22 protein-coding genes are annotated in these 25,603 nt (G+C 70.2%); 10 read left to right on the top strand and 12 right to left on the bottom strand.

Features of this window, described 5'->3' with window-relative positions; translation table 11 throughout:
* Positions 1-91 precede the first annotated feature (91 nt).
* The 4 genes from cydD to hisC form a co-directional block, all read right to left on the bottom strand.
* Positions 92-3,583 carry a thiol reductant ABC exporter subunit CydD gene (gene cydD / locus IE178_RS20860; protein WP_193513351.1) on the bottom strand — a complete coding sequence of 1,164 codons (3,492 nt, stop codon included), beginning with the start codon at positions 3,581-3,583 and terminating at the stop codon, positions 92-94.
* Positions 3,584-3,595: 12 nt separating this feature from the next.
* Positions 3,596-4,600, bottom strand: coding sequence for a cytochrome d ubiquinol oxidase subunit II (cydB, locus tag IE178_RS20865; RefSeq protein ID WP_184764369.1), 1,005 nt, complete (start codon positions 4,598-4,600; stop codon positions 3,596-3,598).
* A gap of 20 nt (positions 4,601-4,620) precedes the next feature.
* Positions 4,621-6,126, bottom strand: coding sequence for a cytochrome ubiquinol oxidase subunit I (locus tag IE178_RS20870; protein WP_193513352.1), 1,506 nt, complete (start codon positions 6,124-6,126; stop codon positions 4,621-4,623).
* A gap of 238 nt (positions 6,127-6,364) precedes the next feature.
* Entirely contained in the window at positions 6,365-7,444 is a 1,080-nt protein-coding gene (gene hisC / locus IE178_RS20875) for a histidinol-phosphate transaminase (RefSeq protein WP_184764367.1), read from the bottom strand.
* 439 nt (positions 7,445-7,883) lie between these two features.
* On the opposite strand from hisC, the gene IE178_RS20880 reads away from it, so the two are divergent.
* From IE178_RS20880 to IE178_RS20890, 3 genes are all read left to right on the top strand, one after another.
* Positions 7,884-8,996: a LacI family DNA-binding transcriptional regulator gene (locus tag IE178_RS20880; RefSeq protein WP_184764366.1), complete on the top strand. Its 1,113-nt coding sequence runs from the start codon at positions 7,884-7,886 to the stop codon at positions 8,994-8,996.
* Positions 8,997-9,330: 334 nt separating this feature from the next.
* A complete protein-coding gene (locus tag IE178_RS20885; RefSeq protein WP_318280150.1) occupies positions 9,331-10,422 on the top strand; it encodes a metallophosphoesterase in 1,092 nt (363 codons plus the stop codon).
* Positions 10,423-10,605: 183 nt separating this feature from the next.
* Positions 10,606-11,478 carry a hypothetical protein gene (locus tag IE178_RS20890; protein WP_193513354.1) on the top strand — a complete coding sequence of 291 codons (873 nt, stop codon included), beginning with the start codon at positions 10,606-10,608 and terminating at the stop codon, positions 11,476-11,478.
* A gap of 118 nt (positions 11,479-11,596) precedes the next feature.
* Here IE178_RS20890 and IE178_RS20895 read toward each other — a convergent pair whose 3' ends face one another.
* On the bottom strand, positions 11,597-13,039 hold the full coding sequence (locus IE178_RS20895) for a VWA domain-containing protein (protein ID WP_193513355.1): 1,443 nt from the start codon (positions 13,037-13,039) through the stop codon (positions 11,597-11,599).
* A 138-nt stretch (positions 13,040-13,177) separates the two neighbouring features.
* The gene (gene thiC, locus IE178_RS20900) at positions 13,178-14,998 is read right to left on the bottom strand and encodes a phosphomethylpyrimidine synthase ThiC (RefSeq protein WP_318280151.1); all 1,821 of its coding nucleotides are present in this window, start codon (positions 14,996-14,998) and stop codon (positions 13,178-13,180) included.
* A 254-nt stretch (positions 14,999-15,252) separates the two neighbouring features.
* Between thiC and IE178_RS20905 the strand changes: the two genes are divergently transcribed.
* Positions 15,253-16,695 carry a YibE/F family protein gene (locus IE178_RS20905; RefSeq protein WP_193513356.1) on the top strand — a complete coding sequence of 481 codons (1,443 nt, stop codon included), beginning with the start codon at positions 15,253-15,255 and terminating at the stop codon, positions 16,693-16,695.
* A 66-nt stretch (positions 16,696-16,761) separates the two neighbouring features.
* Here IE178_RS20905 and IE178_RS20910 read toward each other — a convergent pair whose 3' ends face one another.
* The 4 genes from IE178_RS20910 to IE178_RS20925 all read right to left on the bottom strand — a co-directional run bounded on the left by IE178_RS20910 (position 16,762) and on the right by IE178_RS20925 (position 19,001).
* Positions 16,762-17,196: an SsgA family sporulation/cell division regulator gene (locus tag IE178_RS20910; RefSeq protein WP_184764361.1), complete on the bottom strand. Its 435-nt coding sequence runs from the start codon at positions 17,194-17,196 to the stop codon at positions 16,762-16,764.
* A 98-nt stretch (positions 17,197-17,294) separates the two neighbouring features.
* Complete coding sequence (locus IE178_RS20915) at positions 17,295-18,029, bottom strand: IclR family transcriptional regulator (protein WP_318280155.1); 735 nt, start codon at positions 18,027-18,029, stop codon at positions 17,295-17,297.
* Between the two features lie 292 nt (positions 18,030-18,321).
* On the bottom strand, positions 18,322-18,534 hold the full coding sequence (locus IE178_RS20920; RefSeq protein ID WP_007492480.1) for a DUF5326 family protein: 213 nt from the start codon (positions 18,532-18,534) through the stop codon (positions 18,322-18,324).
* Positions 18,535-18,683: 149 nt separating this feature from the next.
* Positions 18,684-19,001 carry a cupin domain-containing protein gene (locus IE178_RS20925; protein WP_184764360.1) on the bottom strand — a complete coding sequence of 106 codons (318 nt, stop codon included), beginning with the start codon at positions 18,999-19,001 and terminating at the stop codon, positions 18,684-18,686.
* Positions 19,002-19,062: 61 nt separating this feature from the next.
* Here IE178_RS20925 and IE178_RS20930 point away from each other — a divergent pair, with 61 nt between their 5' ends.
* From IE178_RS20930 to IE178_RS20955, 6 genes are all read left to right on the top strand, one after another.
* Positions 19,063-19,440 carry a phage holin family protein gene (locus IE178_RS20930; RefSeq protein WP_184764359.1) on the top strand — a complete coding sequence of 126 codons (378 nt, stop codon included), beginning with the start codon at positions 19,063-19,065 and terminating at the stop codon, positions 19,438-19,440.
* A 5-nt stretch (positions 19,441-19,445) separates the two neighbouring features.
* Positions 19,446-19,937 (top strand): low molecular weight protein-tyrosine-phosphatase, encoded by a 492-nt coding sequence (locus IE178_RS20935; protein WP_193513357.1) that lies wholly within the window; start codon positions 19,446-19,448, stop codon positions 19,935-19,937.
* Positions 19,934-21,103, top strand: a complete 1,170-nt coding sequence (locus IE178_RS20940; RefSeq protein ID WP_193513358.1) for a cystathionine gamma-lyase — start codon at positions 19,934-19,936, stop codon at positions 21,101-21,103. The genes IE178_RS20935 and IE178_RS20940 overlap by 4 nt, the downstream gene beginning before the upstream one ends.
* A 228-nt stretch (positions 21,104-21,331) precedes the next feature.
* Positions 21,332-22,240, top strand: coding sequence for a LysR family transcriptional regulator (locus tag IE178_RS20945; RefSeq protein ID WP_184764356.1), 909 nt, complete (start codon positions 21,332-21,334; stop codon positions 22,238-22,240).
* An 87-nt stretch (positions 22,241-22,327) separates the two neighbouring features.
* Positions 22,328-22,810, top strand: a complete 483-nt coding sequence (locus IE178_RS20950) for an NUDIX domain-containing protein (protein ID WP_184764355.1) — start codon at positions 22,328-22,330, stop codon at positions 22,808-22,810.
* A 109-nt stretch (positions 22,811-22,919) separates the two neighbouring features.
* Positions 22,920-23,783, top strand: coding sequence for a GNAT family N-acetyltransferase (locus IE178_RS20955; RefSeq protein WP_193513359.1), 864 nt, complete (start codon positions 22,920-22,922; stop codon positions 23,781-23,783).
* A gap of 79 nt (positions 23,784-23,862) precedes the next feature.
* Here the strand turns inward: IE178_RS20955 and IE178_RS20960 are convergent, their stop codons facing one another.
* Positions 23,863-24,282: a GlcG/HbpS family heme-binding protein gene (locus IE178_RS20960; protein ID WP_184764353.1), complete on the bottom strand. Its 420-nt coding sequence runs from the start codon at positions 24,280-24,282 to the stop codon at positions 23,863-23,865.
* Positions 24,283-24,383: 101 nt separating this feature from the next.
* Positions 24,384-25,592 (bottom strand): MFS transporter, encoded by a 1,209-nt coding sequence (locus IE178_RS20965; RefSeq protein WP_193513360.1) that lies wholly within the window; start codon positions 25,590-25,592, stop codon positions 24,384-24,386.
* Between the last annotated feature and the right edge of the window lie 11 nt (positions 25,593-25,603).

A 25,603-nucleotide genomic window follows, 5' to 3' on the forward strand; every position in this document is an offset into this window, starting at 1 on the left:
CACCCCGGACGGACCAGTCATGCCGCCGAACGGCGGTGCGAGCGCGCATGCCTGACGCCCTGTCACACGCCCTGCGTCCGCGAACGGTGAGCTAGCGTGCCGTCACCAGGGCTTCGGCCGCCTCCTCCCGCCGTGCCAGCGACCTCAACGGACCGTCCGCGGCGACGAGTTCCGCATACGACCCGCGCTGCACCATCCGTCCCCCGTCCAGCACGATCACCTCGTCCACCGCGTCCAGGCCGGCCAGCCGGTGGGTGATGAGCAGCGTCGTGCGTCCTGCGGTGGCGGCCAGCAGGTCGGCGGTGAGCGCGTCGGCGGTCGGCAGGTCGAGGTGTTCCGCGGGTTCGTCCAGCACCAGCACGGGGAAGTCCGCGAGCAGCGCCCGGGCGAGCGCCAGCCGCTGCCGCTGTCCGCCGGACAGCCGCGCCCCGTGCTCACCGACGAGCGTGTCGAGCCCGTCGGGCAGGCTGTCGGCCCACTCCAGCAGCCGGGCCCGGGCGAGCGCGCCGCGCAGCTCGTCCTCGGTCGCGCCCTTCCTGGCGAGCAGCAGGTTCTCCCGTATCGAGCTGTTGAAGAGGTGTGCGTCCTGGGCACACAGCCCGACCAGCCGCCGTACGTCGTCGCCGTCCAGGGCGTACGCGTCCACACCGGCCAGCGTGTACGAGCCCGCGCCCGCGTCCAGGAAGCGCAGCAGCACCTGCGCGAGGGTCGTCTTCCCGGAGCCGGACGGGCCGACGACCGCGATCCGGCGGCCCCGCTCCAGCGTCAGGTCCAGCCCGTCGAGCGCGTCCCGGTCCTGCCCGGGGTGCCGGGCCGCCAGCCCCTTGACCACGAGGGGGAACGGCGACGCGGGCGCCTGCCGCGGCGACTCCGGCTCCCGTACGGGCACCGGGGCGTCCAGCACCTCGTACACGCGCTCGGCGCTCCGGCGCACCCGCTGCCGGTACTGCACGGCGAGCGGCATCCCGAGGACGGCCTCGAACGCGGCCAGCGGGGTGAGGATCACGACGGCCAACGCCACACCGTCCAGTCGGCCGGTGGCCACGGCCTGTGCCCCGACGAGCGCGGCGGCCGCGACGGTCAGGCCGGAGATCAGCGCGGTGAGCCCGTCGCCGAGCGCCGTGGCGGTGGCGGCGCGCGAGGCGATCCGGGTGAGCGTGCCGTCGGCCCGGCGCGCCTCGGCGGTCCGCACGGGCAGCGCGCCGGCGACGGTCAGCTCGGCGGTCCCGGTGAGCAGATCGGTCACCCGGGTCGCGAGAACGCCCCGGGCGGGTGCCAGCCGGCGTTCCGCACGCCGGGCCACGGCACCGGTCAGCAGGGGCACACCGGCTCCCGCCGCCAGCAGCCCGGCCGCGAGCACCGCCCCTGCTTCGGGCAGCAGCCAGGCCGTGAAGCCGACGGACAGGGCGGAGACGACGACGGCCGCACCGGCAGGCAGCAGCCAGCGCAGCCAGTAGTCCTGCAGTGCGTCCACGTCGGAGACCAGCCGGGAGAGCAGGTCCCCCCGGCGGGTGCCGCGCAGTCCGGCGGGCGCCAGCCGCTCCAGTCGCCGGTAGACCGCGACCCGGGTGTCGGCCAGCATGCGCAGGACCGCGTCGTGGGACACGAGCCGCTCGGCGTAGCGGAACACGGCCCGCCCGATACCGAAGGCCCGGGTCGCCGTCACGGCCACCATCAGATACAGCACGGGCGGCTGCTGCGAGGCCCGGGAGATGAGCCACCCGGAGGTCGCCATGAGCCCGACGGCGCTGCCCAGGGCGAGGGTGCCGAGCAGCAGCGCCAGCGTGAGCCTCCCCCGCCGGGCGCCGGACAGGGCACGGACACGGGCGAGCGCACCACCCGGGGCCGGGGCGGCGTCGGGCTCGGCGGGCCCGCCGACGGGTCCCGGGCAAACTTCGACGGCCGGATCCGTAGCGGCCTCCCTGCGCGGGGACTCGCCGTGGGCCGTGGGAGCCGGTTCCGCGAGCCGCACGACGCGGTCCGCGGCCGCCAGCAGCGCGGGCCGGTGCACCACGAGCAGCACCGTCCGGCCTGCGGCCAGCCGCCGCACCGCCGCCACGATCTCGGCCTCGGTGGCTCCGTCCAGCGCGGCCGTCGGCTCGTCGAGCAGGAGTACGGGCCGGTCCGCGAGGAACGCCCGGGCCAGCGCGAGCCGTTGCCGCTGCCCGGCCGACAGTCCCGCTCCGTCCTCGCCGAGCACGGTTGCGGCACCCTCGGGGAGCGCGTCCACGAACTTAAGCGCCCCCGCGTTTCGCAGGGCACCCCGCACGGCGTCGTCGTCCGCGTCCGGCCGGGCCAGCCGTACGTTCTCCGCGATCGTCGCGGCGTACAGGTGCGGTCGCTGCGGCACCCAGGCGACGCGGCTGTGCCACTCGGCGAGGTCGAGGCCGGCGAGATCGGCTCCTCCGATCCGTATGCGCCCCTCGGTGGGCCGGACGAACCCCAGCAGCACGTTCAGAAGGGTCGACTTGCCCGCTCCGCTCGGCCCGACGAGCGCGACCGTCTCTCCGGGGGCGACGGTGAAGGACACGTTCGACACCGCGTCCGTGGACCGTCCGGGATGGCGGACCGTCACACCGTCGAAGGACAGGGCGCCCGTCGGCACCGCGCCCGTTCCGGGCGTCGGTACGGGCGTCTCCAGCACCGAGAAGATCTCCTCGGCCGCCGCCAGTCCCTCCGCCGCCGCGTGGTACTGGGCGCCGACCTGCCGCAGCGGCAGATAGGCCTCGGGCGCCAGGATCAGGATGACCAGGCCGATGTAGAGGTCCAGGTCGCCGTGTACGAGCCGCATGCCGATCGTCACGGCGACCAGCGCCACCGAGAGCGTGGCGAGCAGTTCCAGCGCGAAGGAGGAGATGAAGGCGATCCGCAGCGTGCGCATGGTCGCCCGCCGGTACTCGGCGGTGATCCGCCGGATCGACTCCGCCTGCGCCTTGGCCCGCCCGAAGACCTTCAGCGTCGGCAGTCCGGCGACGACGTCCAGGAAGTGCCCGGAGAGCCGGGACAGCAACAGCCACTGACGGTCCATACGGGACTGGGTGGCCCAGCCGATCAGCACCATGAAGACCGGGATGAGCGGCAGGGTACCCACGATGATCGCCGCCGAGACCCACTCCTCGGTGACGATGCGCGCCAGCACCGCCACCGGTACGACCACGGCGAGCCCCAACTGGGGGAGGTAGCGCGAAAAGTATCCGTCGAGGGCGTCGACTCCCCGGGTCGCGAGGGCGACCAGCGATCCGGTGCGCTGTCCGTCCAGCCATCCCGGGCCCAGGGCCGTCGCCCGCTCCAGCAGCCGTCCCCGCAGCTCCGACTTCGCCGCGGCGCTTGCCCGGTGCGCGGCCAGCTCGGTCAGCCAGCCGACCAGCCCACGGCCGGCCGCGACGACGGTGAGGAGCAGCACGGGAGTGCCGAGCGCACCGACGGACCTGCCGTCCTGGAACGCGCCCACCACGATCTCGGCGATGAGCATGGCCTGGGCGATGACCAGCCCCGCGCCGACGGCCCCCAGGGCGACGACAGCCACCAGGAAACCCCGAGTGGCGCGGGCGTACCGGAGCAGGCGCGGGTCGATTGGTTTCACGTGAAACACACCTCAGTGCACGGGATCGGCGATGTGCTGGGTGCCGATCCGCTTGCGGAACACCCAGTACGTCCAGCCCTGGTACAGCATGACGAGCGGGGTGGCGATCACCGCGAGCCAGGTCATGATCTTCAGGGTGTAGGGGCTGGACGACGCGTTGGTGACGGTCAGGCTCCAGTCGGCGTCGAGCGTGGACGGCATGACGTTCGGGAACAGCGTCAGGAAGAGCATCGCCACGGCGGCCACGATGGTGACGCCGGACAGGGCGAACGACCATCCTTCGCGTCCCGCCTGGTTCGCCACCAGGGCGGCGACCAGTGCGGCGACCGCCACGACCAGCGCGACCAGGCTGGCGCCGTCACCCCGGTCGGCCTGCGTCCACAGCAGGAAGGCCGACGCCAGTACCGCGGTGACGAGACCCACGCGCAGGGCCAGCTTCCGTGCCCGTTCCCGGATGTCGCCGACCGTCTTGAGTGCCGTGAAGACCGTGCCGTGGAAGGTGAACAGGGTCAGGGTGACCAGGCCGCCCAGCAGTGCGTACGGGTTGAGCAGGTCCCCGACGCTCCCCACGTACTCGAACTCGGCGTCGATCTTCACGCCGTGCACGATGTTGCCGAAGGCCACGCCCCACAGGAAGGCCGGGATGAGCGAGGTCCAGAAGATCGCCGTCTCCCAGTTGCGCTGCCAGTGCTCCTCGGGCCGCTTCGCCCGGTACTCGAAGGCGACACCGCGGATGATCAGGCAGACCAGGATGAGCAGCAGCGGCAGGTAGAAGCCGGAGAAGAGCGTGGCGTACCACTCGGGGAAGGCGGCGAAGGTCGCACCGCCGGCCGTGAGCAGCCACACCTCGTTGCCGTCCCAGACGGGGCCGATCGTGTTGATCAGCACCCGCTTCTCGGCGCGGTCGCGGGCGAGCAGCCGGGTGAGGACGCCGACCCCGAAGTCGAAGCCCTCCAGGAAGAAGTAGCCGGTCCACAGGACGGCGATCAGAACGAACCAGATGTCGTGCAGTTCCATGACGGTTCAGCTCCCTCGGCCTAGTACGAGAAGGCCATCGGCTTGTCGGCGTCACGGAGGTCGCCGCCGAGCTTCGTGGGCGGGTTGAGGTCGGACTCGCTGAGCTCGGGCGGGCCTGCCTTGACGTACTTGGCGAGGAGCTTGACCTCGATGACGGCCAGGACGGCGTAGAGCAGGGTGAAGACGGACATCGAGATGATGACCTCGGCCGTGGACACACCGGGGGAGACCGCGTCCCGGGTCTGCATCACGCCGTACACCACCCAGGGCTGACGGCCCATCTCGGTGAAGATCCAGCCCCAGGAGTTGGCGATCAGCGGGAACGCCATGGTCCACAGCGCCAGGAGCCAGTAGATCCGGGTGAGCCGGGAACCGAGCGGCTGCTTCAGCAGCATCAGATGGGGTACCTCGTCGTCACCGGTGCGCCAGGCGGCCGGCAGCAGGAACTTCTTCCGCGTGAGCCACAGGCCGAGGAGGCCGAGCGAGAAGGAAGCCATACCGAAGCCGATCATCCAGCGGAAGCCCCAGTAGGCGACCGGGACGATGGGCTTGTAGTCACCGGGGCCGAACCTCTCCTGCAGCGCCTCATTGGTGTCGTTGATGCCGGGCACGTACGACTCGAAGTCGCTGTGGGCGAGGAAGGACAGCAGGCCGGGTATCTCGAGGGCCACCTTGTTGTGCCCCTGGTCGACGTCTCCGTAGGCGAACACGGAGAAGGGTGCCGGCTCCTCGCCATCCCACAGGGCTTCGGCGGCGGCCATCTTCATCGGCTGCTGCTCATACATGACCTTGCCGAGGGTGTCCCCGCTGACCGCGGTGAACAGGCCGCCGACCGCCAGCGTGACCAGGCCCAGCCGCAGCGAGGTGCGCATCACGGGGATGTGCTTCTTGCGCATCAGGTGGAAGGCGGCGATGCCGACCATGAAGGCGCCGCCGGTCAGGAAGGCCGCCGAGAAGCTGTGGAAGACCTGGTTGAGCGTGGTGTTCTGGGTGAGTACCAGCCAGAAGTCGGTGAGTTCGGCGCGGCCCTTCTCCTCGTTGATCCGGTAGCCGACCGGGTGCTGCATCCAGGAGTTGGCGGCGAGGATGAAGTACGCCGACAGCAGGGTGCCGATGGAGACCATCCAGATGCAGGCCAAGTGGATCTTCTTGGGGAGCTTGTCCCAGCCGAAGATCCACAGACCGATGAAGGTGGACTCGAAGAAGAAGGCGATCAGGGCCTCGAAGGCGAGCGGGGCGCCGAAGACGTCGCCGACGAAGCGCGAGTAGTCGGACCAGTTCATGCCGAACTGGAACTCCTGCACGATGCCGGTGACCACACCCATCGCGATGTTGATCAGGAAGAGCTTGCCCCAGAACTTCGTCGCCCTGAGGTACTTCTCCTTCTCCGTGCGCACCCAGGCGGTCTGCAGCCCGGCGGTGAGGGCGGCCAGCGAGATCGTCAGGGGGACGAAGAGGAAGTGGTAGACGGTGGTGATGCCGAACTGCCATCGCGCCAGGGTCTCCGGCGCCAGAGCCAGATCCACGTCGTCGCTCCTTACATCGCCGTGGTCACAGCGGCCTTTTGATCCTGTTCGTCCCCCACATCTCGGGAAAACAGGATGCGCTTGTGAACGCGTTCACATTCACAAGCAATTATGACCTACTGCTTTTCGGACCCGGAAGGGGGGTCCCGTGTGACGTCAACCCCTTTGCCGGAACATGCGGCGCACAAGGCAACGGCCGACGGGGATGCCCCGTCGGCCGCCTGGACGTATGCGCGGGTCAGAGCTCCTTGCGGAAGCCCTCCGCCACCTTCAGGAAGATGTCGTTCGCCTCGGTCTCCCCGACCGTGACCCGCACGCCCTCACCGGGGAACGGCCGGATCACCACACCCGCCTGCTCGCACGCCTGCGCGAACGGCACGGTGCGCTCCCCCAGCCGCAGCCACACGAAGTTGGCCTGGGTCTCGGGCACCGTCCAGCCCTGGGCCCGCAGCGCGTCCATCACCCGGTTGCGCTCACACACCAGCGAGCCGACCCGGCCGATCAGCTCGTCCTCGGCCCGCAGCGAGGCGATCGCCGCATCCTGCGCGATCTGGCTCACCCCGAACGGCACCGCCGTCTTGCGCAGCGCCGCGGCAACCGGCTCGTGGGCGATGGCGAAGCCGACGCGCAGCCCCGCCAGGCCGTACGCCTTGGAGAAGGTCCGCAGGACGCAGACGTTGGGCCGCTCCCGGTAGATCTCGACGCCGTCCGGCACCTCGGTGTCCCGGATGAACTCGCGGTAGGCCTCGTCCAGCACCACCAGGACGTCGCCGGGCACCCGGTCGAGAAAGCGCTCCAGCTCGGCCCGCCGCACGACCGTGCCGGTCGGGTTGTTGGGGTTGCAGACGAAGATGAGGCGGGTCCGGTCGGTGATCGCCCCGGCCATCGCGTCCAGGTCGTGCACATCACCCGGGGTCAACGGCACCTGAACCGGCGTGGCACCGCTGATCCGCGTGATGATCGGGTACGCCTCGAAGGACCGCCAGGCGTAGATCACCTCGTCGCCCGGGCCCGAGGTGGCCTGCAGCAGTTGCTGGGCGACACCGACCGAGCCGGTTCCGGTGGCCACGTGGGAGGCGGGAACGGCGAAGCGGTCGGACAGCTCGGCCATCAGAGCCGTACAGGCCATGTCCGGGTAGCGGTTGAAGGAGGCCGCCGAGGCCGTCACGGTCTCCATCACGCCCGGCAGCGGCGGATAGGGGTTCTCGTTGGAGGACAGCTTGTACGCCACCGGTCCACCGGCCGCCGCCGGCTTGCCCGGCTTGTACGTGGGGATCCCCTCCAGCTCGGCGCGCAGCTTGGGGCTCGTCTCGCTCACCGCAGTCCTCCTCGCGAAGACCGGCGGCCCATGACCGCCGCCGACATTCAATACTGCTCACCTTATGAGGATTCGGCGTCGCTGCGTATAGGGGCGGCCGGGGCTCAGGCTTGCCTCATTGATCACACGGGCAACACGGGCAACATCCCTCGAAGGGGTACGAATGACGTACGGGCCAGGGGCGCGCCGCACATATATCTACGCGCCGGTGGCTCGCGCCGTGGCGCGCGTCCCCCGTGCAGGTGAGTTGAGACCTCTTCGCAACATCGCACCCTCGACAGGCCTGCATGGGCCAACACGTCAGGTCCTGACTTTGGAACGTTCAACACCCTTGATTTCCAAGGGGGTTGACCCTTTATGATCTTGCAGAAACGTGCCTGTCAATGCGCGCATATGCGTCCGCCCTACCCCACCGCATGAGCCCTACTATCGGCTCGCCATGACAGCAGCAGGGAAGCACCAGGTGAGCCGCGCGGATACCTCACGCCGAGGCAGCAGGCCGGGTCGAGCGGGCATCAGGGACGTGGCCGCCGCCGCCGGAGTCTCCATCACGACCGTCTCCGACGCCCTCAACGGCAAGGGCCGACTCCCGGACGCCACCCGGCGCCACGTCCGTGAGGTGGCCGACAGACTGGGGTACCGCCCCTCGGCCGCCGCCCGGACGCTCCGCACCGGGAAGTCCGGACTCATCGGCCTGACCGTGACCACGTACGGGGATGAACCTTTCACCTTCACGGAGTTCGCGTACTTCGCCGAGATGGCGCGGGCCGCCACCTCCGCCGCGCTCGCCCGCGGCTACGCCCTCGTCATCCTGCCCGCGACCTCCCGCCACGACGTGTGGTCCAACGTCGCCCTGGACGGCACGGTCGTCATCGACCCCTCCGACCAGGACCCGGTCGTCAGCGAGCTGGTCCGCCAGGGGTTACCGGTCGTCTCCGACGGCCGGCCGGCCGGCTCACTGCCGGTCACGGCCTGGGTCGACAACGATCACGAGGCCGCGGTCCTCGGCATCCTCGACCACCTCGCCGGCGCCGGTGCCCGCCGCATCGGCCTGCTCACCGGCACGTCGACCGACACGTACACCCATCTGTCGACCACCGCGTATCTGCGCTGGTGCGAGCGCGTCGGCCAGGAACCGGTGTACGAGGCCTATCCGGCACACGACCCGTGCGCGGGGGCCGTCGCCGCCGACCGGCTGCTCGCCCGGCCCGACCGCCCCGACGCCGTCTACGGCCTGTTCGACCCCAACGGCACCGATCTGCTCGCCGCCGCCCGCCGCTACGGCCTGCGCGTCCCGGACGACCTGCTGCTGGTCTGCTGCAGCGAGTCCACCGTCTACGCCAACACCGAACCGCCCGTCACGACGCTCTCCCTGCAGCCGCGCCGCATCGGCACGGCGGTGGTCCAACTGCTCATCGACGCCATCGAGGGAGTCGACTCGGACCACCCGGTGGAGCAGGTCATACCGACCGAGCTGATCGTGCGGAATTCCTCGCAGCGCCGACCGCCCCGTACGACGGTCAGCCCGCCGAGGTCGCCGAACGGGACGTGACAGCGGGTTCCGGGCGGGGTCGCATCGCGGACCCGCCCGTGGAGCCCTCGCTTCCCCAGGGGTGGGACGAGGTCGTTGCCCGGCCACCCTCCGGGGGAAACGGGCCGGCCCCCGGGAACAGGCGGGCCGGTCACCGGCAGCGGACGCGCGGTGTGGAAGGCCACCGGGCAGTTGAACATCGGATCAAACGGGGCGAATGCCACGGCGATCCGGGGTCCTGCTCCGATTCACCACCCCTGGGTCATCACACAGCGCGATCCGCATTCCTATGATGGGCCCACGACACCGCGGGCCGCTGCGACCAGGCAGTCCGACGCGGTGCAGATGCGGCGCGATGGTGGAGGGGTCGATGACTCAGGGGGCCGGTCAGGGACCCGAGGTGGAGCGGACGGCGACGTTGCGCGACTTCCGGGTACCCGCGTACGTCCACGAGACCGGTCCGTATGCCCAGAGCAGCCACCCGGGTGACGCCGTCCCGCCGTCGGACGAGGCCCATCCGGAGGGATACACCCCCACCCAGCGGGACCTCCCCGTCATCAATCGGGGTGACACTGTTCAGGTGACCGTCGACCCCGCGTCCGTCCCCGCCCCGCAGCCTGCCACGGGCCCGGGACCGCTGTACGTGGTCGGCGACGTCCACGGCTATCTCGACGAGCTGGTGGCCGCCCTCCAGGAGCAGGGCCTCATCGACGCGGCGGGTCAGTGGTGCGCCGGCACCGCGCGGCTGTGGTTCCTCGGCGACTTCACCGACCGCGGCCCGGACGGCATCGGCGTCATCGACCTCGTGATGCGGCTGTCCGCCGAGGCCGCCGCGGCCGGCGGCTACTGCAAGGCCCTCATGGGCAACCACGAGCTGCTGCTGCTCGGCGCCAAGCGGTTCGGCGACACCCCCGTCAACTCCGGGGCCGGCACCGCCACCTTCCAGGCGGCCTGGCTGCTCAACGGCGGCCAGAAGACCGACATGGACCGCCTCCAGGACCACCACCTGCAGTGGATGGCCCGCCTCGACGCCGTCGAGGAAGTCGACGGCCATCTGCTGCTCCACTCCGACACCACCGCCTACCTCGACTACGGCCGCTCCATCGAGGAGGTCAACGACACCGTCCGCGAAACGCTCACCCGCAACGACGCCGACGAGGTCTGGGACCTGTTCCGCAAGTTCACCAAGCGGTTCTCCTTCCGCGACGAGGGCGGCGCCGACGCCGTGCGCTCCCTGCTGGATACGTACGGCGGCACCCGGGTCGTTCACGGCCACAGCCCCATTCCGTATCTGCTCGGCGAAGTCGGCTCCGAGGACGGCGAGGACGACACCGGTCCCGTGGTCGCCGGACCGCACGTTTATGCCGACGGACTCGCCATCGCGATGGACGGCGGGGTCACCATGGCCGGAAAACTGCTGGTCACGAAACTGCCACTGGGCGTCTGAGCGTGCACCGGGCCGCAGTCCCGCGTCCCGGGACCGCACCGCGCGGGTGGCTTTTTCGGTAAACCCCCTGTCACCGCGCGCCGTCACCGCTCTACCATCGGCTTATCCGTAGCAGGCTCCCCTCCGTTTCTGCCCGACGGCTCGTCAGCATGCCGAGCCCCAAGCCCTACGGAGCATCGGGGGATGCACATGAACAGCGTTCCGCAGCACCTGCTGAGCGAGGACCGCCAGGAATACGAGCGGATTCTCGATGAGGCGCTGCGCTCCGCACCACACACCCACCCGGAACCGGCCGCTGCCGGACAGCGGCTCAACTCCGCACAACTGCGCACGATGGCACTCAACGCCACCGCGATCATCACGGCGGCCGCGGCGACCGAGTACCAGCACTACGTGAAGGTCCGCGAGGAACTGCGCCGGCCGCCGGCGCCGTCCACCCCGTCCGTCCGCGCGTCCGGCTCCAGCGAACCGGGCACGAACGCGGCGGGGCTCGCCGCCACCGTGGGAGAGGTCGCCGAGACCGCCGGGGCGGGCGCCGTCGCCGTCGTCGCCGTCCTGGCACCGGTCCTGGCCGGAACCGCGGCCGCGATATTCCTGCTCGTCGGCTACGTCCTGCGGATGCTCCACCCCGGCGCCGCGTTCGCCCAGACCATGCTCACCACCGGCTGGGTGTTCGGCGCGGTGACGGCGGTCGCCATCCTCGTCGCCGCCATGGGCCTGCTGACCACCGCGCTCCGCAACAAGCCCGCGGTGCTCGGCAGCGCGTACGGCGAACTCGACGGCGAGGTGAGCCGGGCCAGGGAAGCCTGGCGCGAGGCCCTGCTGGAGCGGGGGATCCTGCCCTTCCTGCGGGACGCGCTCACCGACCCGGTGACGGCCACCGCGCTCCAGCACACGGCACCGCCCGCGCCGACCGGCCGTATCCCGCACCTCGGGTACGACCGGCCGGGTTTCACCAGTCCCGACGAGGGGCGGGCCCGTGGCACACGGCCGAGCTATTCCAGTCCGGACTACTCGAGTCCGGACTTCGGAGGGCCGGAGCACAAGCCGGAGTAGCCGGAACACCGGCCGGAGCAGCCCGTACGGCCCGTAACCCGTCCGTCGGCTTGCGCTCCCTTTTGGGCGGAGACCTCCAGGAAGTCTCCGCGGCGGGGGCGCGAGCCGGGTGGACGGGTCAGAGGATGCCCGCCCGGCCCGCGGCCGTGATCCACAGCGGGAACTCGGACAGCAGGCGGTCGTACAGCTCCGGGTCCGGCACGGTGCTGATGTCGTCGACGGCGAAGAACCCGACGTTGTCGACACGGCGCCCGGGCAGTGTGTCGAACCGCTCCAGCACGCCGTAGTTCGACCGGCCCAGCCCCACGAACTGCCAGAAGATCGGCTCCTCCACCGCCGCGCGGAGCTCGCCCTCGATCTCCTTGTTGCGGTAGACGCCACCGTCGGAGAAGAACAGCACGAGGGTCGGAGCGGACGCGGGATGGTCCCGCACGAAGGCGCGCACCTCGGCGATGACCTTCTGCTCCTCGTTCTGGATGCCGACGTCCCGCATGTCGACCTGGCTCGGATCCAGCCCCTTCTTGCGCCCGCGCCGGAACAGGCCCACCTCCCCCACGCGCACATGCAGCCGCAGCCACTCGGGAAGCTCCCCGAGCCGCAGATCCGGCAACCTGGCCGGGTTCGAGGCGAACGTCCAGGCCTGCATCTCCCCGTCGTCGTCCAGCTGCGCGGCGACCGCGGCCATGCGTTCGACCACGTCGGCCACGACGCCCTTGGAATACAGGAAGGACATGGACCCGGAAGCGTCCAGTACGAGGATGACGCGCGCGGTGATGTCGGCCGCCCCGTGCTTGCGCAGGCTGACCGCCACCTGCTCCTTGCGCAGGGACAACCGCTTGCGCATGTCGACGGGCAGCCGCTCCTCACCCTTGGTGAGACGCGGGGCGCCGGAGTGACCCCCGGAGGGCTGTGCGGATGCGACCGGCGCCGTGGGAGGTACCGGCGGGGGTGCGGGGACCGTTGGGGAGGTCGGGGGTGCGGTGGTGGCCGGGGGTGCGGGGACCGTGGGTGCGGTGGCCGCCGGGGACGGATCGTCCACGGTGATGCCGAAGTCCGTGGCCAGCCCGGCGAGACCGGAGGCGTACCCCTGCCCCACCGCGCGGAACTTCCACGTCCCCTGCCGCCGGTACAACTCGCCGCCGATGAAGGCGGTCTCGGTCCCCGCGGCCATGTCGAACCGGGCCAGCTCGGACCCCGTCCCGGCATCGAGCAGCCTGAGCGCCAGCCCCGGCACCTGCCCGAACGTCCCGCCACCGGCCGACGCGCACAGCACGATCCGTTCGACGGCCGGCTCCACCGAGCGAAGATTCACCTCCACCGTGTCGGCCGCGGCGCCGGTGGCGCTTCGCTTCCCCAGATGCGTCACCGCGTCGGACGCATGTCGCGGCTGGTTGTAGAAGACGAAGTCACCGTCGTCCCGCACGCGTCCGGCCTCCGTGAGGAGCAGGGCCGAGGCGTCGACGTCGGGCACCCCGGGGCCGGGCACCCAAGCGAGCTCAACGCGCACCACGGGGGAATCGACGGGAAGATTGGATCCCTTGCTCATCGAACTCGCTGTCATGGGGCCAGTCTGCCCACCCGGCCCGGCGAAGGGGAGGGGGTCCCGGACAGACCCCCACAGGAGCGGTGCCCGAGAAGCGAGCCACCGCCACGAGCACCACTCCCGCGCCGTCCTTCCGGCGAACGACCAGCCCGTCGATCAGTCCGTCGACCAGTCCGTCGACCAGTCCGCGATCGGCAGGTACACGCGATTGCCCGCCGCCGCGAACTCCTTCGACTTCTGCGCCATACCCTCCTCGATCTCGTCCCGGCTGCCGCCGTGTTCACGGCGGATGTCATGCGAGATCTTCATCGAACAGAACTTCGGGCCGCACATCGAGCAGAAGTGCGCCGTCTTGGCGGGTTCCGCCGGCAGGGTCTCGTCGTGGAACTCGCGTGCCGTGTCCGGGTCGAGGGCGAGGTTGAACTGGTCCTCCCACCGGAACTCGAAGCGGGCGTCGGACAGCGCGTCGTCCCACTCCTGTGCGCCCGGATGCCCCTTGGCGAGGTCGGCGGCATGGGCGGCGATCTTGTAGGTGATGACACCGGTCTTGACATCGTCACGGTTGGGCAGGCCCAGGTGCTCCTTGGGCGTCACGTAGCACAGCATGGCCGTGCCCCACCAGGCGATCATCGCGGCACCGATGCCAGAGGTGATGTGGTCGTACGCGGGCGCGACGTCCGTCGTCAGCGGGCCGAGCGTATAGAACGGGGCCTCATCGCAGATCTCCTGCTGAAGGTCGATGTTCTCCTTGATCTTGTGCATCGGGACATGGCCCGGGCCCTCGATCATGGTCTGCACTTGGAAACGCTTCGCGATCGTGTTGAGTTCCCCGAGCGTGCGCAACTCCGCGAACTGCGCCTCGTCGTTGGCGTCCGCGATGGAACCGGGCCGCAGGCCGTCGCCGAGCGAGTACGTGACGTCGTACGCGGCGAGGATCTCGCAGAGTTCCTCGAAGTGCTCGTACAGGAACGATTCCTTGTGGTGCGCCAGGCACCACGCGGCCATGATCGAACCACCGCGCGAGACGATGCCGGTCTTGCGGTTGGCGGTGAGCGGTACGTACGCGAGGCGCACGCCCGCGTGGACCGTCATGTAGTCCACGCCCTGCTCGGCCTGCTCGATGACCGTGTCCCTGTAGATGTCCCAGGTCAGCTCCTCGGCCCGGCCGTCGACCTTCTCCAGAGCCTGGTAGAGCGGCACCGTGCCGATGGGCACGGGCGAGTTGCGCAGCACCCACTCCCGGGTGGTGTGGATGTTGCGGCCGGTGGACAGGTCCATGACCGTGTCGGCGCCCCAGTGGGTCGCCCAGGTCATCTTCTCCACCTCCTCCTCGATGGAGGACGTCACCGCGGAGTTGCCGATGTTGGCGTTGACCTTCACCAGGAACCGCTTGCCGATGATCATCGGCTCGATCTCCGGGTGGTTGACGTTGGCGGGCAACACGGCCCGCCCTGCCGCGATCTCCTCGCGCACCACCTCGGGAGAGACGTTCTCCCGGATCGCCACGAACTCCATCTCGGGCGTGATCTCACCACGGCGCGCGTACGCCAGCTGGGTGACCGCCTCGCCCGCGCGGCCCCGGCGCGGCAGGCGCGGCCGGCCGGGGAAGACGGCGTCCAGGTTGCGCAGACCCCCGCGCGGAGAGGTGTGCTTGACTCCGTCGTCCTCGGGACGGACGGGACGGCCCGCATACTCCTCCGTGTCACCACGGGCGATGATCCAGTTCTCCCGCAGCGGAGACAGTCCCCTGCGGACGTCGGTGTCGACGAGCGGATCCGTGTACGGGCCCGATGTGTCGTACAGCGTGACCGACTGCCCGTTGGTGAGGTGCACCTGACGGACCGGCACGCGCAGGTCGGGGCGGGTGCCCTCGACATACGCCTTGTGCCAGCCGATGGACTTCCCGGCCTCCTCGTTCAGCGACGTCTCCGTCGCGTTCTGCGTGAAGGCAGGCGTGCGTGCGTCCTTGTTGGTCATGAGACCTACTCCCTACGCCGGCATTACCCGGTAACAGGTTCGGCGGTCGACGCAGCGGCTTCCGTCTGCCGGCGTTCCGTGTGAAACATCACTCGACTTCGGTGATGTTTCATGTGAAACGTCGCTGGGACGGAGGTCAGCGCCCTCTCAGCCCGGTGCTCCGAGCTCCCGCGTGTACAAAAGGTGCCTCCACGCTAGCGGCAGTTCTGGCGCGGTGAACAGAGGGCCCCGCTTGTTCTTGCGATGATCGGTCGGTGACCTCGACTCAGCCTCCTCCGTATCCACCACCCGGACCACCGCACGGTTCCGGTTCCGGCGCCGGAACCGGGAACGGCCAAGGGAACGGGCACGGGCATGGCCACGGGCACAGTCACGGTCATGGCCCGGCAGCGCCCGTGTCCCGGCATCTGCGCAGGGTCATCGCGGCGATCCTGATCCCGTTCGCCGCGGCGGTGCTGATCGGACTCGCGGTGCTGTGGCCGGGCGGTGCCCCGGCGCACGAGCGCACCGGCGTCGGCTTCGACCGGCAGACGCAGCACGCCACGGTGACCAAGGTGGTCGAGGTGAGCTGCCAGTCCGTGAACGCCTCCGGAGGCGTCCCGACCGGTGACACCTCCACCGCCGAGGGCTCCTCCGCCCAGCAGCAGGCGGACGGCACCTGCGAGAAGGCGACGATCCGGGTCGACACCGGCAATGACAAGGACCGTACGTTCAACGAGATCGTGCAACCGGACCAGTCCCGGCAGCTGAGCGAGGGCCAGGCAGTCGTGGTCGCCTACGAGCCCTCGGCGCCCGAGGATCTCCAGTACTCGGTCACCGACGTGAACCGGCGCTTCCCCATGGCGCTGCTCGCCGGCATCTTCGCGCTCGCCGTCGTCGCCGTGGGGCGGCTGCGGGGTGTCATGGCGCTGGTCGCGCTGGCGATCAGCTTCCTGGTGCTCAACTTCTTCATCCTGCCCGCGATCCTGCAGGGCTCGAACCCTCTGGTCGTGGCGGTGATCGGGGCGAGCGCGATCATGCTGATCGCGCTGTATCTCTGTCACGGACTATCCGCCCGTACCTCCGTGGCAGTGCTCGGCACACTGATCTCGCTGCTGCTGATCGGTGTCCTGGGCTCGGTGTTCATCGACTGGGCCGCGCTCACCGGCAACACCGATGACAACACCGGGTTGATCCACGGCCTGTACCCGCAGATCGACATGAGCGGTCTGCTGCTGGCCGGTGTCATCATCGGTTCGCTCGGTGTCCTCGACGACGTGACCGTCACGCAGACCTCCGCGGTCTGGGAGCTGCACGAGGCCAATCCGTCGACGGGCTGGCGCGGGCTGTACCGGGCGGGCATACGTATCGGCCGCGATCACATCGCGTCCGTGGTCAACACACTGGTCCTCGCCTACGCGGGCGCCGCACTGCCACTGCTCCTGCTGTTCTCCATCGCGCAGAGCAGTGTGGGAACGGTCGCCAACAGCGAACTGGTCGCGGAGGAGATCGTGCGCACCTTGATCGGCTCGATCGGCCTGGTGGCCTCGGTGCCGGTCACCACCGCCCTGGCCGCGCTGGTGGTTTCTGCCGACCGTCCGACGGCATCGACCACGGCACAGGGCCAGACCCTGGCACAAGCGCAGGGGCACGGGCAGGCTCCGGATGTCCGGCCGGCCGCGGGGCGCGGCGGGAGGGGCAGGCGCCGTAAGCGCTGACGCCCGCGGAGCGTGGCGGAACGCGCTGAAGCGTTCCGCCAACGGCCACCCGACTGGCGTAACGCTTCAGCCGGCGCTCTGCTCCGCCAGGATGCGGTCCAGGGCGTCGTCGAGGTGCGCGTCGAAGTCGGCGAGCGCCCCTTCCTGACCCAGCGGCACCAGCTTGTCGGTGCGGTCGAGGAAGGCCACGAGCGGTGGGGTCGACGAACGGAACAGCGCCTGGTCGCTGCCGACCTGAAGGCGGATCAGCACCTCGCCCAGCGTGTCGGGATCGACCGGCGAGACGCGGACATCGCCCTCTCCGCACGGCCGGCCCACGCCATCGATCAGCAGCTCACGGCCGAACGCCCAGGTCACGGGAGCGTCCCCGGGCAAGTGGAAGGTCAGCCGCACGGCGTAGGGATCACAGGTGTCGTAGCGCAGCTCCACCGGGATGCGGAAGGACAGCTCCTCCGACACGAGAAAGCTCATCATGACCTCTGCCTGTACGGATTCGCGCATCGCCTACCCCGTCATTCGCCACGGACTGGCCGGGCATGGACCCTGACACTAGAGGGAATCTTGCTCAACGTACACAGCAGATCACAAGGAGTGAGTTTTCAGATACTGATAGACAGCTCCAGCGAGCCGACCAGGCGCCCCATCTCGGCCTGCAGTCGCCGCGCCGCGGGGAGGAGCCGGTCGGCCTGATGTGCGGGCATGGAGAGGGCCAGTGACGCGGCGGTGGTACCGACGGTGATCGGAATCGCCGCGCACACCGCGCCCAGGACGTACTCCTGACGTTCGATCACCAGATCCATGCGCCGTGTCCGTTCCAGGCGTCTCAGCAGACTGTGGTCGTCGCGCACGGTGTAGGGCGTGACGGGCCGCACGGGATAGCGGTCGAGGTGGTCGCGGCGGGCGTCCTCGTCGAGCTGGGAGAGCAGGCACTGTCCGATGGCATGGGCGTGGCCGGTCTCCCGGAAGTCGGCCCACCCCTCGACCGCGGGGGTGCCGGCGGCGCCGGAGACGCAGACGACCTCGATCTCGCCCTCGCGGTAGACCGCGTAGTACACGGGGGCTCCGATCGCGTCACGCCAGCGGGCGAGGATGTCGACCACCGTGCTGCGACGTTTCTGCTGCTCTCCGCTGCAGCTCAGCCGCGCTGCCGCGTCACCCAGGAAGAACAGCCCCTTGTCCCGGCGCAGATAGCCCTCGTGCACCAGGGTGCGCAGCAGGTGGTAGGTGGTGGGAAGCGCCAGCCCGGTCTCGCGGGCCAGTTGTTTGGCGGGGGCCCCGTGCTCGTGCCCGGCGACGGTCTCCAGCAGGCGCATGGCTCGCTGTACGGAGCCGATGAGGGTCGTGGTGGCCGCCGGTGCTGCCGGGGACGCCGGGGAGCGGGGCTGCGGAGGAACCGCGGTCAGATGCGCGGAGGCGGAGCCAGTCGTGGCCAAGGGTCACTCCCGAAACGCGAGGGGGCAGCCCGTGTGGGGAACACGGGTGGGGGTCGCCGCTCGCGGGGATCGTCCCCGCGTCGAGTTCCGGACTCTAACGGGCTGTCACCGCACGCAGACGGCGCGTCGGAGAAACTTCCCCCGCCCGAGGGAACCGGCGATTCCTGTTACCGCACCACCGGTTCCCCTCCACTCACCAGTCGCCGCGCGAGGAAGAACTCGATGTGAACTTCCGTACGACGTAGATCAGTCCACCGACCAGCGCCACGAAGACCAGTACCTTGAAGAGAAGTCCGATCACGAAGCCGACCACGCTCGCTATCAGCCCGCCGAACACGACCAGCGCGATGACCGGCACCGCGATCCACTTCACCCACCACGGCAGTCCCGCGAAGATCTCTCGCATCGCCCTTGTCCTTACCTCTCCGCCCGCCGAGTGCCGGGTCGCATTGATGATGTCCCGCACTCGATGCTAGGGCGGCAGATGGTCCGGCGGGGGCCTCGGATCCCTTGTCCTCCCCTGACCGTCCCCCTAGGGAACCCCGAAACCGCGGTTCAGCTCTCGGGGGGAGAGAACACCACCAGTACCCGCAGATCCTCGCTGATGTGGTGGAACTTGTGCGCCACGCCGGCCGGTACGTACACGACGCTGCCGCGTGCCACCTGGGTGGTCTCCAGACCCACGGTGATCGCCGCGCGGCCGCTGACGACGAAGTACACCTCGTCCTGATGGTGTGGCTGCTGCGGATCCTGGGTGCCGGCGTCCAGCGCGTAGAGGCCGACCGACATGTTCCGCTCCCGCAGGAACTGCAGATACGCCCCGTCGTTGGCGGCGCGTTCCGCCTCCAGTTCGTCCAGCCGGAATGCCTTCATCGCCTTGTCCCGCCCCTGCCCTCACTGCTCAAGCCCGATCGTGTCTGTCACGATCAGACACATGATGAATTTCCTAGTCAAGACGATCGCCAACGCCGGCGCCCTGGCGGTCGCCGTATGGCTGCTCGACAAGATCACCCTGACCGGTGACAGCACGGGCAAGGAGATCGGCACCCTGCTCCTGGTCGCCCTGATCTTCGGACTCGTGAACGTCCTGGTCAAGCCGCTCGTGAAGCTCCTGAGCCTGCCCCTGCTCATCCTGACGCTCGGGCTGTTCACCCTGGTGGTGAACGCGCTGATGCTGCTGCTCACCTCCTGGCTCGCCGACCAGGTCGACCTGAGCTTCCACGTGGAGGGCTTCTGGACGGCCGTACTGGGCGGCCTGATCATCTCCGTCGTCTCCTGGGCGCTCAACGTCGTCCTGCCCGACGGGGACTGAGCGCGATGGCCTACCGCGTCTGCTTCGTCTGCACCGGCAACATCTGCCGGTCCCCGATGGCCGAGTCCGTCTTCCGCGCGCGGGTGGCGGAGGCCGGACTCGACGGCCTGGTCGAGGTGGACAGCGCCGGTACGGGCGGCTGGCACGAGGGCGAGGGCGCCGACCCTCGCACGGTGACGGTGCTGCGGGAGCACGGCTACGACGCCGGCCACACCGCCCGGCAGTTCGACCCGTCCTGGTTCGCCCGTCTCGATCTCGTCATCGCGCTCGATTCCGGGCACCTCAGGGCACTGCGCCACCTGGCTCCCACGGAGCGGGACGCGGACAAGGTGCGGCTGCTGCGGTCGTACGACCCCGCGGCCGAGGACGACCTCGACGTGCCGGACCCCTACTACGGGGGCGCGGAAGGCTTCGACGAGTGCCTTGAGATGGTGGAGGCGGCGAGCACCGGACTGCTCGCCGCCGTACGCGAGCAGGTGGAAGGACAGGCGGCATGAACCATTCGACGACGGGCGCGAGCCACGGGCCGGCCCTGCCGGAGGAGGCGGGTGACGGCACCCGCGCGGTGCGCGCCGGGCTGCCCGAGCCGGTCAAGCACGAGCCGACACTGCCCGGACCCGTGTTCGCGGCCCACTTCCATCTGCCGGGCGACCCCACCGGCCCGTACACCTACGGCCGGGACGAGAACCCGACCTGGACGCTGCTGGAACGGGCCATCGGCGAGCTGGAGGCGCCTGGGCAGGACAGCGTCGAGACCCTGGTGTTCGCCTCGGGCATGGCCGCGATCTCCTCGGTGCTCTTCTCCCAGCTGCGCGCCGGGGACGCGGTCGTCCTGCCGAACGACGGCTATCAGGCGCTGCCCCTGGTGCGTGCCCAGCTGGAGGCGTACGGCATTGAGGTGCGCACCGCGCCGACGGGCGGCGACGCCCAGCTCGAGGTCCTCGACGGCGCCAAGCTGCTGTGGATCGAGACGCCCTCGAATCCGGGGCTGGACGTGTGCGACGTACGCCGGCTCGCCGAAGCGGCGCACGCGCGCGGCGCCCTGGTCGCCGTCGACAACACCCTCGCGACGCCCCTCGGCCAGCGCCCGCTGGAGCTCGGCGCCGACTTCGCGGTGGCCAGCGGCACCAAGCAGCTCACCGGGCACGGCGACGTGCTTCTGGGATACGTCAGCGGCCGCGATGCCGAGGCCATGGCCGCCGTCCGCCGCTGGCGCAAGATCGTCGGTGCCATTCCCGGACCCATGGAGGCCTGGCTCGCGCACCGCTCGATCGCCACGCTGCAGCTGCGTGTCGACCGGCAGAGCGCCACCGCGCTGGCGCTCGCCCAGGCGCTGCGGGAGCGGTCCGAGGTGACGGGGCTGCGCTATCCGGGGCTGCCCGACGACCCCTCGCACAAGATCGCCTCGCAGCAGATGCGGCGCTATGGGTGTGTGGTCTCCTTCACGCTGCCCACGCGCGCGCGTGCGGACCGTTTCCTCGACGCGCTACGGCTCGTGGACGACGCGACGAGCTTCGGCGGCGTACGGTCCACGGCGGAGCGACGTGGGCGCTGGGGTGGGGACGCGGTGCCGGAGGGCTTCATCCGCTTCTCCGTGGGCGCCGAGGACCCCGAGGACTTGGTGGCGGACGTCCTGCGCGCCCTGGCCGAGTCGGCCGTCTGACCGGCCGCTTCGGCAGGGCCGACGAGGCCCGGCGCACCACTGCGGACGGTCCGAGCCTCCCCCCTCGTGGCTCGGACCGTCCTCGGTTCTGCGCGCGAAGAACCGCGCGACCAAGGCTAGTTGACTCAGTGTCAGTGTCCAATCACCGTAGCGACAGCGACCTATCGACTTACTTATAGTTGGGCGCGTCCGGGCCGACGGCGGGGGTTGACCAGGGGAGGGTGTGCCGTGGATCTGGCCTTGCTGCGAACCTTCGTGACCGTGCACCGGGCCGGCTCCTTCACCCGTGCCGCCGCGCTGCTCGGCCTCTCCCAGCCTGCCGTCACCTCGCAGATACGGACGCTGGAACGGCAGCTGGGGCGGCCCTTGTTCCTTCGACAGGCGCGCGGCGTCACACCGACGACCATCGGGGACGAACTCGCCCACAAGGCGGCACCGCACCTCGACGCCCTGGTGAAGATCGCCGAGGCCGGGCTGGAGGAGGACTCCTCCTTACGGACCCTGCATCTGGCCGGCCCTCCGGAATTCACCGCCGAACGGGCGCTGCCCGCGCTCACGGAGCTGACCGGCGAGGACGGCCAGGGCTTCGCCCTGCGTGCCTCCTTCGGCACCGCCGAGGAAACACTGGAGGGACTGGCTGCCGGCCATCACGATCTGGCCATCAGCACGGTCCGGCCACGCGGTGCCCTGCTCTCGGCGACTGCGCTCTGCGACGAAGAGCACGTCCTGGTCGCCGCCCCGCGCTGGGCCGAGCGCATCGGCGGCCCCGGCACGCTCCGCCATACCGGCCCGTCCGCCCTGGACCAGGTCCCGGTGGTCGAGGTGCACGAGTCGCTGCCGCTTGTCGCCCGCTACTGGGCCTCCGTCTTCGACTCCCGCCCGGTCGCCCCGGGCACCGTCGTCGTCCCGGATCTACGCGCGGTGCTGGCCTGCGCGACCGCCGGAGCGGGGTTGGCGGTGCTGCCCCGTTACCTGTGCACGGGCGCGCTCGAGCGGGGCGATGTGGTGGCCCTGTACGAACCGACGGTTCCTCCGTTACGCACGTACTTCCTGGTGGTCCGCACCGGCACGCTGGCGATGCCGCACATCGCACGGGCTCATGGGCGGCTGGAGCAGGCGGCCACCGACTGGTCCTGAGCACTGCGGCGGAGGCTGACCGCGGGAAAGCCGGGCGAGGACATCTCGCGATGTTTCACGTGGAACCAGCCGGGCCACATTCCCCCCATGACCGTCCGACCCGTGGTCAAGCGCACCGCCCGAGCCGTTCTGCTGGACGGCGAGAACTTCATCCTGATCAAGCGCACCAAACCCGGCGTGGATCCCTACTGGGTCACCCCCGGCGGCGGGGTCGAGCCAGAGGACCCGACCGTCGTCGACGCCCTGCACCGAGAGGTGTACGAGGAACTCGGCGCCAAGATCACCGATGTGGTGCCTTGTTTCGTCGACACCGTGGAGCACATCGGCGAGGACGGCGGCGCAACCGGCGTGAAGGTGCAGCACTTCTTCGTATGCCGCCTGGAATCGATGGACCCGTCCCTGCGACACGGCCCGGAGGTCGACGAACCCGCCGGCGAGTACGAGATCGTGCGCGTGCCGTTCACCCGCGTCGGGATCGCCTCCGTCCACCTCGTACCGCTGTCGCTACGGCACTACCTGGACGGCAACATCGAGGGCGTCCGCGCCATGCACGCCCCCGACCTGGGCTGACGCCCGACCGTGCACGGGTGCCGCCATGCGACGCGGCATGGCCAAAAGCTCGCATGAGTCTTCGGAAACAGGTGGACGCCGAAGCCCGCTGTCGGACAGCCTGACCTGCGTGCCGACACCTTCCCTTGACGCTCTGCCCATCCGCCGTCTGACGCTCCGCGATCTCACCGCCTGTGCCGACTTGTCCGAGGACCGGGGGTGGCCTCGGGAGGAACACAAGTGGGGTCTCCTTCTCGCGGCCGGAAGGGGTTACGGCATCGACGACCCCGATGGTGGCCTGGTGGCCGCCAGCGTCGTCACCGAGTACGGGCCGCGGGAACAGCCCGCTCTGGCAGCCATCGGCATGGTCCTGGTCGCCGAACGGCATGCGCGCCGGGGCGTGGGACGCCGGTTGATGCGTCACGTCGTCGCCGCGATGGGCACCACGCCCCTCACCCTGCATGCGACCCCTTTCGGACAGCCGCTCTACGAGGAGCTCGGTTTCAAGGTCATCGGCCGGGCGGAGATGCTGCGCGGCCACTTCGTCCCCACGGGGGCTCAGCAGGTCGCCACCCGTGCCGCGACCGCGGAGGATCTCCCCGCCCTTCTCCGGCTCGACGAGGAGGTGTTCGGGGCCGACCGGACGCACGTCGTCACCCGGCTGCCGGCCTTCGCCGACCAGTTGCGTGTCGCCGAGGAGGACGGACGGATCATTGGTTACGCGGCTGCCTGGCCCAACATGGACACCCATGTCGTGGGCCCGCTGATCGCCCGTGACACCGCGACGGCCAAGGCGCTCCTCGCCTCCGTCGCCGCCCACACCGACCGGCCGCTGCGCACCGACATCGACGTGCGGCACGAAGAGCTGCTGAGGTGGGCAAAGGAACACGGGCTGGCCTCGATCGCGTTCAACGCCGTCATGACCTACGGGATCACGGAGCTGCCCGGGGACTGGAACCGACGGTTCGCACCGGTGACGGTCGCAGCGGGCTGACCCCCGCCGACATGACGACGCCGGTTCCGAGGACGCGGGACCGGCGTCGCTGTCTGGTCGCGTCCGATGGGCGCCGTCGTCAGACGAGGGCCTCCACGGCGGCCGTGGCAAAGGCGTGGTCCTGTTCCGGTGCGCCACCGCCGACGCCGATGGCTCCGATCAGCCGGCCGTCGCGCCGGACGGGCACGCCCCCGGCGATGAACAGCAGCGGCCGGTCGAGCGCGGTGGGCAGGGTGTGGAAAAGACCGCCGGGCTGCACGGCGTCCACGAGGTCGGCGGTGGGCGCGTCGAGCTGCAGAGCGGTGTACGCCTTGCGGGTACTGGTCTCGCCGGAGATCAGTACGGCACGGTCGTCACGGCGGAAGGCGAGCAGGTGCCCGCCGGCGTCGAGGACGGTGACGCTGACCGTGACACCGTCTGCCTCGGCGGCCTCGCGTGCGACGGTGACGAGCGCTTCGGCATCGGCGGTGCTGAGCGGGGCGACGGCGGTGGTGCTCATGGAAAGTTTCTCCTTGCGGTACGGGTGGTGTCGGTCGTGCCGAGGTGCGGAAGCGGAAGGTGCGGGGGCGGCCCCGGCCCCGCACCGGCCGGTCCTCTCGGTCAGTGGGAGATGGCAGTCCGCTGCTCGGTGGGCGCCGAGCCGGCGACCACGGTGCCGGGTACGGCGTCACGGCGTTCCAGAGCTGCCGAGACAAAGGCCAGCACCAGAGCACCCGCGGCGAGGACGGCGCCGACCCAGTTGGGTGCGGTGTAGCCCAGGCCCGCCGCGATCACGAGGCCGCCGAGCCAGGCGGACAGCGCGTTGCCGAGGTTGAAGGCACCGATGTTGACGGCCGAGGCCAGGGTGGGGGCGCCGTGCGCCTGGTCGAGCACGCGCTTCTGCAGGGGCGGCACGGTGGCGAATCCCAGAGCGCCGATGAGGGCGATGGTGACGGCGGCGGCGACCTTGTTGTGCGCGGTCAGCGTGAAGAGTGCGAGCACGACGGCGAGGGCGCCCAGGGACACGTACAGCAGGGGCATCAGCGCGCGGTCCGCGTACCGGCCGCCGATGAGGTTGCCGCCGACCATGCCGAGGCCGAAGAGGACCAGCAGCCAGGTGACGGAGCCGTCGGCGAAGCCGGCGGCGTGCGTCATCATCGGCGCGATGTACGTGATGGCCGCGAAGACGCCGCCGAAGCCCAGGACGGTCATCGCCATGGCGAGGAGGACCTGGACGTTCTTCAGGGCGGCCAGCTCGTGACGCAGCCGTACGCCCTCGGGCTTGGGCATGTCGGGGACGAGCTTGGCGATACCGGCCAGGCCGACGATCCCCAGGGCAGCGACGAGGCCGAAGGTGACGCGCCAGCCGATGGACTGGCCGACGAGCGTGCCCAGCGGAACGCCGACGACATTGGCGACGGTCAGCCCGGTGAACATCAGGGCGATCGCTCCGGCCTTCTTGTCCGGGGCGACCAGGTCGGCCGCGACCACCGAGCCGATGCCGAAGAAAGCGCCGTGGGCCAGGGAGGCGACCACCCGTCCGATCAGCATGACGCCGAAGGACGGGGCCAGCGCCGAGAGCAGGTTGCCGACGATGAACAGTCCCATGAGCAGCATCAGCATCCGCTTGCGGGAGATCTTGGTGCCGAGCACGGTCATCAGCGGGGCGCCGAACATGACGCCCAGGGCGTAGCCGGTCACCAGGTAGCCGGCCGTGGGGATGGAGACATCGAAGTCGCCCGCGACCTCGGGCAACAAGCCCATGATCACGAACTCCGTGGTTCCGATCCCGAAGGCCCCGATCGCGAGGGCCAGAAGCGCGAGAGGCATGGGGGACAGAC

Origin of the sequence: Streptomyces griseoloalbus (assembly GCA_014650015.1) — a bacterium.
GTDB lineage: Bacteria > Actinomycetota > Actinomycetes > Streptomycetales > Streptomycetaceae > Streptomyces > Streptomyces griseoloalbus.